Here is an 11,731-nt window from a genome sequence, read left to right on the forward strand (position 1 = left end):
GCCCGTCCTTTTTGGACGGGCGGGACGCCCATCCCACAATAACAATTAAAATTGTAAGTTATTTAATTCGCTATCCTAAGTTGCTCAGCGAGGCTGAATGGGCTTTAGAAAAGCTGGCGAGCCGCCAAGTTTTAAAAATTTGCATAAGAGTATAAAATATGGTAGAGCAATCCTTGCAGGAGTCGTAAAAAGATGTAGGGGTAGTGCTAGCCCTACTCCCCGTGCCTACCCCGGCCTCATGGGGGCAACCGGGCGTGGGTATTGCCCATACAAGAATTACACAAATGATTGAGGATGGCTATATTAGCAATAAATTTAGTGAAAAAAGAAGGCTTGTCTTTTCGCGTTTTCCTCCCGATTTAATTCTGCTTGACTTGATTTTACCCAAAAACAAAGCTTGGGAAATATTGATAGAAATCAACTCAGCACTCAAGTGAAAAATGATTCCCGTGGTAATTATGACAACCTCAGCAGCCGATGAAGAGATCCTCAAGTTTGATGCCCTGTCAGCCCGGTGCTACATCACTAAGCTTATCGATTTTAGTCAAGTCGCTAAGCTGGTGAGATGGATTGAGGATTGGTGGCTGGTGGTGGTGACAGTTCCCAAATAATAATTTTCAAGTTGAAAATGGTAAGGGAAAGCAAAAAAGTTTAACCTAAGATTGGTAGAGTAAAAATTTTACAGTCAAAAACGTCTAAGCTATGTGGATTAAGATTCTGTTAGTAGAAGACAATCCTGCTGATGCTGATTTGCTTGCAGAACTGTTAGAAGTATCTGTGGGCGTCCAGTGGGAACTGGTGTCTGTTGAGTTCCTGCATGAGGCGATCGCACAACTGTGTAAACAACCCTTTGATGTAGTTTTGCTCGACCTTTCTTTGCCCGACAGCCGCGGTTTGGAAACGCTAACTCGCCTGCGAGAAGTGGCTCCTGATGTGCCAATGGTGGTAATGACAGGCTTGGACGATGAGGCGATCGCCCTAGAAGCAGTTCGCTTGGGAGCTCAAGACTATATTGTTAAAGGTCAAATTACTACTCAATTATTAGTGCGGACGATCCGCTACGCGATCGAACGATCTCAAACATTTCAAATGCTGCGGGAAAGCGAACGCCGCTTTCGGGCGATTTTTGACTCTTCGTTTCAGCTAACCAAGCTGCTGACTCCCGCAGGAATTGTGCTGGAAGTGAACGAGACAGCCCTCGATTTTGCCGGATTGCGATCGGAGGGTATTGTGGGCCGCCCGATTTGGGAAATGGCGATTTGGGCCCAGTCGCCACAGGTTTCCGAACAATTGCAATCGGCGATCGGCAAAGCAAGTCGCGGCGAGTTTTTCCGCAGCGAAATCGACTTGTTAGGCAAAAGTGGCCAAATTATGACAGTTGATTTCTCGCTGAAACCTGTTAAAAATGAGACAGGACAAGTTTTGCTGCTGATTGCGGAAGCCCGTGACATTAGCGATCGCAAACGAGCAGAAGCGGAAATTCTCAAAGCCCTGGCACGAGAAAAGGAACTTTCACAACTGCGAGCTAAATTTGTCACAATGGTTTCCCACGAGTTCCGCACACCTTTGACAACCATCCAATTTTCCGCTGGATTGCTGCAAGATTACAGTTCTCAGTGGCCCCAAGATAAAAAATCTACTCATTTTGTGCGGATTCAATTAGCAATTAAACGCATGACAGAGTTATTAGAAGATATCCTCGTAATTGGCAAAATCGAAGCCAATACCTTGCAGTTTCAACCGGTTTCCTTAAACCTCGAAAAATTTTGCCGTCAACTGGTAGAAGAGCAGCAGCTCAACGACAGCAACCAACACCCGATCGCCTTTCAATATGAAGGCGGCAACTGCGAGGCTCAAATGGATGAAAAACTGCTGCAGCAAATCTTGGGAAATGTCCTCTCAAATGCCATCAAATATTCCCCCGTCGGCAGTACAGTTTCCTTGCACCTCAACTGTCAAAACAAAGAAGCTGTTTTCCAAGTTCAAGACCAGGGCATCGGCATTCCCCAAGCCGATCGAGAGCGGATATTAGAAACTTTTTACCGAGCTCCAAATGTGGGCACTATTTCGGGAACAGGTCTCGGTTTAGCAATTGTGAAGAGGGCTGTGGAACTTCACGGCGGCCAACTCGCGATCGACAGTCAAGAAGGAAAAGGCACAACTTTCACTATTACCTTGCCTCTAATTTGCCCTCCCAGTCAATAACAACTGAATTATCAACTATACATATCCGCGATTTAACGATTAATTAAGCGCATAACCCACCAACTTATCAAGTGTCTGAACCCAGATTTTTCCAACAAACTACTAACTAAAAGGAGCTATCACCGTGGCTAAGATTTTGGTAATAGAAGACGAAGAAGCGATTAGAGAGAATATTTTAGAGTTGCTGGAAGCCGAGAATTTTGAAGGAATAGGAGCGATTAACGGCAAAGTCGGCATCAAATTGGCGATCGAAAAAATCCCGGATTTAATTTTGTGCGACATGATGATGCCGGAAGTAGACGGTCACGGCGTCATCAAAGCTTTGCGCTCCGAACCCTTGACTGCCACAATTCCGTTTATTTTCCTCACAGCCAAAGCCGATAAAGTTGACGTTCGCACGGGCATGGAACTGGGAGCTGACGATTACATTACTAAGCCCTGTACGCCGCAAGAACTGCTAAAAGCCATTGCTATTAGACTGGAAAAACAAAAAACAATTAGCCGACAATCTCAAAAGACGCTAGACGAATTACGCACTAATATTAGTATGTCGCTGCCCCACGAATTGCGGACTCCTTTGAATGCAATTCTGGGTTTTTCTGAGTTAATTCTGTCAGAATATCAGGTTCTGGAGGAATCAGATATCTTAGAGATGATCGGTCAAATTCACACTTCCGGTCATCGCTTGTATCGGCTGATTCAGAACTTTTTGCTGTATGCAGAACTGGAGATAGCAGCCACAAATCCCGAAGTGCTAAAGGAGATGCGAAACAGCGAATTTAGCTGTGTAAAATCTTTGCTGAGTCAAAAAGCGCGGCAGCAAGCAAAACACGCGAATAGAACAGACGATTTACAATTAAACTTGCAAGATTCGTCGGTAGCGATTGATTCTGTCAGACTCGCAAAAATTGTTGAAGAACTATTGGACAATGCCTTCAAATTTTCTTTAGAAGGAACGCCTGTTTTATTAAGCAGTTTCGTCGAAAATCAGACTTTTATTCTGTCTGTCAAAGACCAAGGCCGCGGTCTGACTACCGATCAGATTGCACAGCTAGAAGCTTACAGGCAGTTCGATCGCAAACTTTACCAACAAGCAGGTTTGGGATTGGGCTTGGCTATTGTTCAACGCCTTGTAGAATTGCACGGAGGAGAATTTAAAATAGAAAGCTTGCCGCAGCAAGAAACCATAGTTTGCGTTTCCCTGCCTGTCTAAACAATGATTATTCCATTTTCCAAAAAGAATACAACTCTAGGCAAACTCCCAACCCTTATGGCATAAGTCATTCCCAATTCTCAAATCTCAACTCTAAAATGGTATTATTAGGACTTACGCAATCATCCCAGGTATGGGGGCAACCACGGGGTGTTTGCCCCTACAAAACACTATATATTGAGGCTGTGCGTAAGTCCTGATTATGGAGGAGCGATCGCTCCTTTCAGACACCGCTGCATATAAATTTGAGCTACCTTATCATTAGGGTTGATTTCCAAGCAGGCCGAAAACAATCTTATAGCTTCGCCACAGTTGTCACTATAGTAGAGTACCAAAGCTTGCTCAAAGATTGTCTTTGTCTCTAACTTTTTCTGTCGTAACTCTGGCGGATCGGCCGCAAATACTTCATAAACTGTTACCATTCGCGATTTGCCTTTAACTGCTACGCGATCGATCAACCTCAAATCATAAATATCGTTCAAGTGTATAAAAGTATTGTGAGTAATTAACATCGAAACTCCATACTCTTTCGTCAAACTTTCCACGCGGGAGGCTAAGTTTACCGCATCGCTAATCACCGTGCTGTCCATCCGACTTTGGCCGCCAACCGTGCCTAACATCAAAGAACCCGTATTGATTCCTATGCCAATTTGCAGCGGCGGGCGATCGGGTCGATTGCGACTAATATTATACTCGTTAAGCTGTTCTAGCATTGCAATTCCAGCTTTCACAGCATCGTCCGCACTGCCATTAAACAGCGCCATAATCGCATCGCCAATGTATTTATCAATAAAACCAAAATTCCCAGTAATTGCCGGTTCCATTCGCGACAAATAACCATTAATAAATTTAAAATTCTCTTCGGGATTCATCGTTTCAGAAAGAGAAGTGAAATCGCGAATATCTGAAAACAGCACCGACATTTCTTTCTGCACCTGATCGCCTAATTTGACTTCCAGAATACTTTCATATCCCAGAAAGTGGAGAAATTGGTGCGGTACAAACCGGCCGTAAGCATCTGTTAATTTTTCTTCCGCTGCTAAAGCTTTTTCCAAATCGTCTGTGAATTGGCGGCGCTCGGTTTCTACCTCTAGACGTTCCGTGATGTCTTGAAAAGCGGCGAGCGCGTAAACTATGTTTTTCCGTTCGTCGTAGATTGGAGTCGCCCAAACCTCGATCGGCACAATCCGATCCGACCCACGAATTTCTAGATCGTCCATACGCACAAATTCTCCCCGCAACGCCCGAACAATCGGTTGGCTATCCCTCGGGTACAATTGATTAGTTCCAGCGTCGTAAAAATGATAAGCTTCAGGAAATTGATCGGTATCCCCATCAAAAATTAAACCTTGGGCTAGTATCCTTTCGCCCCAAGAATTCATGTAAAAAGGTTGACCATTACCCTCCACAACAAATATTCCCACCGGCATCGCTTCCAGGAATTGAGTCAATCGGCTTTCGTTTTCTGACAGTGCCTCATTTAACTTTTCTTGGGCGGCTAAAGCGTTTTCTAAATCATTAGTAAACCGGATTCGTTCCACTTCCACCTCTCTTTGCAAACTAATATCCTTAGCAAAACCCTGGTAGTAAAGCACTTCACCGTTAGCATCATAAACTGTGCGCGCATACTCAGAAATCCAGATAATGCTGCCATCTCGACAGTAAACCTGAGACTCAAACTCACACAGAGTACCGTGCTGTTTCATCAGCGCCAGAAACTCTTGACGGCGGTTCGGTTCCACGTACAATTGCTGCTGAATATCATTAATACTTTCTATCAATTCTGACGCAGAATCGTAGCCGTAAATTTCCGCCAGAGCAGGATTCGCACTGATAAAATGCCCGTCCGGCGTCGTCTGAAAAATACCTTCGAGAGCATTTTCAAATATGCCGCGATACTTCTCTTCAGCTTGAATTAGCGCCGCTTCAGCTTCCTTCCGTTCAGTTATGTCACTAAAAGCAATAATCGCAGAGGAAATGTCGCCTGTAGAATCATAAATAGGAGTTGCCCAACTCTCTACAGGAATAATCTTGTCGCCCGTCCGAATTTCTACAGCCTCAGTCCGCACATTTTCGCCCCGAAGCGCCCGCATAATTGGCAATTCTTCCACGGGGCATCTTTGATTAGTTCCGGCTTTATAGAATTGATAAATTGCTGCTTTCTGCTCCGAATTAATAGGCGGCACACTGCCTTTGCCAAATACCTCCCGTGCCTTCTGATTTGCGTAAAAAGATTGACCGTTCGCATCAAGCACGCACACCCCTAACGGCATAGCTTCCAGGTATTGCGTCAACCGACTTTCGTTTTCGTGGAGTTGGGCAATCAGGATCGCTTGCTGGCGATTTAATTTTGCAAGCTCCTGATTCATCTCCTGAAGTTCTCTTTGTTTTTCAGCTAATTGTTTATCTTGAAAATATCTGTATATTGCCTCAGTCACAGTTAATTTTAAGTCATCACTTTGCCAAGGCTTAGATATGTATCGGTACAACTTAGCATAGTTAATAGCATTGGCTACCGCCTCCAAATCCGCCTGCCCCGTCAGCATAATCTTGAGAGTGTTCGGCGAGAGGGCATGAACGTTTCTTAAGAGTTCATCTCCTTTCATATTAGGCATGATATGGTCGGAAATAACCACAGGAACTTCATACTGTTCTGCTAAAAGTTCTGCCAGCAGCTCTAAAGCTTCTTCGCCGCTTTGGGCCGTTTCAATTAAATATTTATCTTCAAAGGCTCTTAGCAGGTCTATTTCCAGACTATCGAGTATAGTCTGCTCATCATCGACACAAATAATGACTGGTTTTTTCATAAATTTGCTAGACCAGACTTAATCGCTGCAATTAATTCTTGACTTTGCCAAGGTTTTTGTATAAAAGCATGAAGATTGGCTTGATTTTTTGCTCGTTCGATTGCTTCTTTGTCTGCTTGTCCCGTCAGCATCACTTTCACAATTTGGGGATATTTGTGATGGATTTTAATCAGCAACTCATCTCCTTTCATTCCGGGCATCAACCAATCAGAGACAATCACTAGAATCTTAACCTCAGCTTCATATAGCTCCTCAATAATCTCCAGGGCTTCTGCAGCACTTTCAGCAAATTCGCAAAGATATTTACCGTTAAATGCCTGTTGCAGTTCAATTTCCAGACTTTCCAACACCCCTAATTCATCGTCAACACACAAAATTGCTGGTTTAGACATCGCTAGTTTCCTTCTTTAGTTTGGGAGGGTGAACCCCGATGGGTAAGCACACCGTTTTCCAACTTCTACATTCCGCGCGGGTAGACGGCAAATTTTTAGCCCCCGACTTCACTCAGGGGCGCTTTACCTACTCTGTTAAATTAATCGGCAAAGACACTGTAAATGCAGTTTTACCGGGTACCGACTCCACATCAATTTGACCCTGATGTTTTTCAATTATTTTTTTGACAATATCCAATCCCAACCCGCTGCCTTCTCCGGCAGGTTTTGTAGTAAAAAACGGCTCAAAGATTTTCGGAATAATCTCTGGTTGAATCCCCTTACCGCTGTCAATAATTTTTACCAAGACGCTGGTATCTTGCTGTACCGCGTCAATTGTTAAAGTTCCGTGATTGTCCATCGCTTGTAAGGCATTGTGAATTAAATTTGTCCAAACTTGATTGAGTTCGTCGGGATAACACAGTACCGCCGGCAATTGAGCTTGATAGTTTCTGACGACTTCCACACCCTGCTTGATTTGGTTTTGATAAAGAGTTAATACAGTTTCAATTCCCTCCGTAATATTCACCTGTATTTTTTCTCCATTTACATCGTAACGCGCATAATTCTTCAGAGCAAAGACGACTTTTGCGGCCCGTTCAGTAGCGGTAGCGATGGTTCGGGCGCTTCTGTGAATGCTAGCAAAGTCGTAGGCCGTTTTTATAATATTTTCGCTGTCCGGGTCTTTGAGCAACGGCCAGAATTCTTGCAGATTTTCCTGCAATCCGATATTGACTAAAATGCTAGCAAGGCTGTCAGCATTTTCAATCCCTTCAGACTCTAGTTGCTGCTTCACGCCTTTTTTCAATCCCCGTTTTTCTCGCGTAGATAAAGAGTAAGTTTGTTTGCTGGAACTGTACATCAAACTCACGAAATCCTGCTGGCGTTCGGTTGATAGTTCTTTAAAAAAAACTGGCAAACTTTCAAGATTATTATCCAAAAAGCTGGTAATATTGCCAATAGACGATCGAATCGCCCCCAACGGCGTATTAATTTCGTGAGCAATGCCCGCAATCAGTTGCCCTAATGCCGCCATTTTTTCTGATTGCACTAATTGATTCTGAGTAGCTTGCAGTTGGTGTAAAGTAACTGTAAGTTCATTGTTTTTCTGTTGGAGTTTTTTTCGCAACTGGCACATTGCTAAATGGGTTTCTACCCTCACTAGAACCTCTTCCACCTGAAAGGGCTTGGTAATATAATCTACCCCGCCCACAGCAAAGGCTTTGACCTTATCTAGTACGTCATTAATCGCGCTAATAAAAATCACCGGGATGTCGCAAGTTCGTTGATCGGCTTTGATTTTTTCGCAAACTTCATATCCATTCATTTCGGGCATCATAATATCCAGCAAAATCAAATCGGGAGGCATACCTTTTGCCGCCGAAAGCGCTAAATCGCCGCTAGGTACGGGGCGCACTTTATAGCCCTTGCCATTCAAAATTCCGGCTAGCAGCCGCAAATTAGCTGGGGTGTCGTCAACTACTAAAATATTACCGCGATCGGTGCTAGGAATGTCGTTATTCATGGGATATTGCTTCCGAGATTAAATTTAAAACTTTGTCGTACTCAAAATTTTCTATACAATTTGCGATCGCACCTGCCGTTACTGCATCCTTTAATCGAATTTGCTCGATAAAGGTATCAATTAAATCCATATCTGCATTCAGTATTGCTAGCTTTAAACCAGCTACCAGTGAATCAGGCAATTTCACGAAATCAGCCGCACTCATAGCGCGATCGCTCTCTTTGATTGCCGATAAATTAGTTTGACCAGGCTCTTCATAAATATAGCGCACTCCGATATGTTTGTGCATAGCATCAAAAATATCGGCTTCCCGGAAAGGCTTCCTCATAAAAGCATCGCAGCCCGCCGATAAAATAACTGCCCGTTCTTCCTCCAAAACGCTCGCTGTCAGCGCAATAATCGCAGTAGCTTGACCTTTAATAGTGCTTTTAATGTATTGCGTAGCTTCGTAGCCGTCCATCACAGGCATTCTCATGTCCATCCAAATTAGATGCGGTTCCCAACTATCCCAAATCTCAATAGCTTCTTGGCCGTTATTAGCTTCTTTTAGTTCAACACCCAGAGGATGGAGGATTTTAATTAACAATTGGCGATTTAGCGGTTTGTCGTCTACTATCAAAATTCGATAGGTGTGTTGGTTGGGTGCCAGGGCAATAACATTGCGGATCGGTTTTGCGATTTCAATATCTGGCGCATCCACCGCAACAATGTGAATGTCAAACTTAAAATTAGTTCCCTTGCCAACAGCAGAACAAACGGTCATTTCGCCGCCCATTAATTCCACAAATTTGCGGCTGATTGGCAATCCCAATCCTGTACCTTCTTGCGAATCTTTGCCTGTCTTGGTTTGCACGAAAGGTTCAAAAATATCGTCTAATTCATTGGTAGCAATACCGGGCCCAGTATCCTCGACTTCAAAATGAAGGAAGAAGGAAGAGGTAGAAGCTGAATCGTCATTTTGGGTGGCAATGACCTGGTTGTTCGACGGACTGAATTGAGATATTTTGATACCATTAATCGCGGAATTTTCCGTAGTTTTTGATACTTCCGAGCGATCGAATTTGCCCCCTTCTGCCTGCTGATTTCTGTCTGAGGACTGCTTGCTAACTCTCACCCAGACACCGCCCTCCTCGGTAAATTTAAGAGAGTTATTGAGCAGATTAATTAAGATTTGCCGCAATTTTACATCGTCAGCTTTTATGTATTGTGGCACTTCGGGAATGCGCTCAAAAACTAACTGCAGGTGCTTGTCATCGGCTTTGATTTGAAACATATCTTCCAAGTCGTTTAGCAGGCGATAGAGGTCTAATTTTTTGGGATTTAGGGTGGTTCGCCCCGATTCAATTTTAGATAAATCGAGCACGTTATTAATCAGGGTGAGCAGGTGTTCTCCGCTGCTGCTAATTATGCTAATATTTTCTTGATGTTCTGGGGATAGAGTTTGGCTGCGAGTCATCAGTTGGGAAAAACCGAGAATTGCATTGAGAGGCGATCGCAATTCGTGGCTCATGTTAGCAAGAAAGGTGCTTTTAGCTTGATTCGCTACTTCCGCTTTGTCTTTAGCTACAGCCAATTCTGCCGTCCGCTCTTGCACTCGCTGTTCTAAAGTTTCAAAAGATTGTTGCAGTTGTTGAGCCATGCTGTTAAATGACTTGGCTAATTCCCCCAATTCGTCAGAACGTTCGCTTTCTACTGTTTTGTCCCATTCACCTTTAGCAATACTTTTGGCTGCTGTATTTAAGCTCAAAATAGGATTGGTCACCCACTGAGAAGTCAGAATGCCGATCGCCACAGCTACTGCTAAAGCTGCGAAACAAAGCAAAACCGCTGTGTGGGTATTGGCATCGATTTCTTTGGTAAAATCTGCTTCGGGAACAACTACGACAATCAGCCAGTCTAAACCTTTGCCGTCTTGGAACGGCAGGAATTTTAAAAATTGTCGCTTGTCATCTATTTCAAAGCTCAATAACTCGGGTTTTTTAATTTGGTCTAATTTTTTAAACTTGGCAGTCAAATATTTAGCTGTCGCTTGAGTAATAGGGTTGCTGCTTTCTTCCATTTTAAACAATTGTCTTTCATTACGTTTAGTACGAAACGGTTTTTCTGTTGTGGAAGTTGCTAACAAAGTACCCTGGCGATCCACAATAAATGTTTGACCGGATTTGCCCACTTTGAGACTGTTGAGAAATCTTCCAATATGGTCGAGACGCAAAGCAGCAAATAATACTCCTTCTAGCTGCTTTCTGTCGCTGTATACGGGTTGGAGAGCACTGATAAGTAATGTCGGTTCTAGTAAGGAAACATAAACCGAACTCCAAGTGGGTTTTCCGACTTTTACGGCTTTTTGGTACGCAGGATGTTGCCGATTATCATAGTTTTTGACAAGGGTGGTAACTGTAGTGCGATCGCCTCGATCGTTCGTATTGTAAGAATTAAAATTTAACCCAGTAGATGTTTCTATCACATTCATCGTTCGGGAGCCGTTAGAAAGTTGTTCACCGGATCTATAATCTCCCTTCTCGTTGCCAACGGAGGTAAAATTGATATATGGATATAATTGTACTTGTCGCAAAAGATATTTCTCCCAAGCTGATAAGTTTTCCATCTTTAACAAGCCGAGCTGGACAGCATCCAGCTTGGTTTGATTGATTTGATGGGGAGTTGTCAGGTAAACTTGCAGGTTTTGCTCGACACGCAAACTCACCTCGCTCATTAACTGACTGGCTAGGTTATTAACTGCTTTTTGTCCGTTTCTAAAAGACAGATATCCTACGAGTCCCACGGCTCCCACGATTTGCAGTATAAATGGAACTATGAGAACAGTTCGCAGGGGTAATTTGTCTAAAATTTTAGAAACCATAAGATTGAGGGGTTTGGTGAACTTAGTCTAGAACCGTATTTGCACAACCGGTCTTAACAGCAGCCGCATTTATTTACTGCCCATTAGCTAGAGGGAATTGATGCGGGCTATTTTAGCTGTGGTAGAGGCTCGACCGCGATCGAATGTGAACCTCATGTTTGCTCGATTAAAGTCTATTATTTTACCCATTGTCGTATTATTGTTACCGTTTAGGTAGAAGTTGCAGTCTCTGGCTTCGAGAACAGCCTGATATTCGATCGCGCGGGCGAGTTTAACCCGCATGGCTCAAGCGGTTTGGAGGACGGCCAGGAAATTTGCGATCGGCACTCGCCATTTTCCGCAAGACGTGTTATACTGTAGAAAGTCGAGGGCACGTAGCTCAGTGGATAGAGCATCAGGTTCCGGTCCTGAGGGTCGGGGGTTCAAATCCCTCCGTGCTCATTTTATATGTCTTTTGTGGAGTAAGGGTTTCAGGTTAATTGTATTACCGATCGTCCTATTTTCCGCTCAAATTTCGCTCCCATCTGTTCCAAGTATCTCCAAAATCACCTCCATATCTGCCAAGTTTGCGCCGGACTTTTTACGTCTGGTCTTCAACTGGTTGAGCAAGTCGGCTGGCTCTGGAAAATCTGCGACGGTCGGAGCCGAGTTTTTAATTTCCCTCCGTGCTCATTTAAATTTATACAATGA

Annotated in this window: 9 protein-coding genes and 1 tRNA gene; 5 read left to right on the forward strand and 5 right to left on the reverse strand. The window is 43.7% G+C overall.

What is annotated here, in order from left to right:
- Positions 1–254: 254 nt before the first annotated feature.
- From QUB16_RS25360 to QUB16_RS25375, 4 genes are all read left to right on the forward strand, one after another.
- Positions 255–437: a hypothetical protein gene (locus QUB16_RS25360; protein WP_333320418.1), complete on the forward strand. Its 183-nt coding sequence runs from the start codon at positions 255–257 to the stop codon at positions 435–437.
- A 21-nt stretch (positions 438–458) separates the two neighbouring features.
- Positions 459–611 carry a hypothetical protein gene (locus tag QUB16_RS25365; RefSeq protein WP_333320420.1) on the forward strand — a complete coding sequence of 51 codons (153 nt, stop codon included), beginning with the start codon at positions 459–461 and terminating at the stop codon, positions 609–611.
- Positions 612–702: 91 nt separating this feature from the next.
- Complete coding sequence (locus QUB16_RS25370; RefSeq protein ID WP_333320422.1) at positions 703–2,205, forward strand: ATP-binding protein; 1,503 nt, start codon at positions 703–705, stop codon at positions 2,203–2,205.
- Positions 2,206–2,329: 124 nt separating this feature from the next.
- Positions 2,330–3,418 carry a response regulator gene (locus tag QUB16_RS25375; RefSeq protein ID WP_333320424.1) on the forward strand — a complete coding sequence of 363 codons (1,089 nt, stop codon included), beginning with the start codon at positions 2,330–2,332 and terminating at the stop codon, positions 3,416–3,418.
- 200 nt (positions 3,419–3,618) lie between these two features.
- Here QUB16_RS25375 and QUB16_RS25380 read toward each other — a convergent pair whose 3' ends face one another.
- The 5 genes from QUB16_RS25380 to QUB16_RS25400 form a co-directional block, all read right to left on the reverse strand.
- A complete protein-coding gene (locus QUB16_RS25380; RefSeq protein ID WP_333320426.1) occupies positions 3,619–6,225 on the reverse strand; it encodes a PAS domain S-box protein in 2,607 nt (868 codons plus the stop codon).
- Positions 6,222–6,617, reverse strand: coding sequence for a response regulator (locus tag QUB16_RS25385; protein WP_333320428.1), 396 nt, complete (start codon positions 6,615–6,617; stop codon positions 6,222–6,224). The genes QUB16_RS25380 and QUB16_RS25385 overlap by 4 nt, the downstream gene beginning before the upstream one ends.
- A gap of 127 nt (positions 6,618–6,744) precedes the next feature.
- Complete coding sequence (locus tag QUB16_RS25390; protein WP_333320429.1) at positions 6,745–8,181, reverse strand: response regulator; 1,437 nt, start codon at positions 8,179–8,181, stop codon at positions 6,745–6,747.
- The gene (locus QUB16_RS25395; protein WP_333320431.1) at positions 8,174–11,041 is read right to left on the reverse strand and encodes an ATP-binding protein; all 2,868 of its coding nucleotides are present in this window, start codon (positions 11,039–11,041) and stop codon (positions 8,174–8,176) included. The genes QUB16_RS25390 and QUB16_RS25395 overlap by 8 nt, the downstream gene beginning before the upstream one ends.
- A gap of 87 nt (positions 11,042–11,128) precedes the next feature.
- Entirely contained in the window at positions 11,129–11,323 is a 195-nt protein-coding gene (locus QUB16_RS25400) for a hypothetical protein (RefSeq protein WP_333320432.1), read from the reverse strand.
- 86 nt (positions 11,324–11,409) lie between these two features.
- Here QUB16_RS25400 and QUB16_RS25405 point away from each other — a divergent pair.
- Positions 11,410–11,482, forward strand: a tRNA-Arg gene (locus tag QUB16_RS25405).
- Positions 11,483–11,731: the final 249 nt, after the last annotated feature.

Origin of the sequence: Microcoleus sp. D3_18a_C4, assembly GCF_036702415.1 — a bacterium.
Taxonomy (GTDB): domain Bacteria; phylum Cyanobacteriota; class Cyanobacteriia; order Cyanobacteriales; family Microcoleaceae; genus Microcoleus.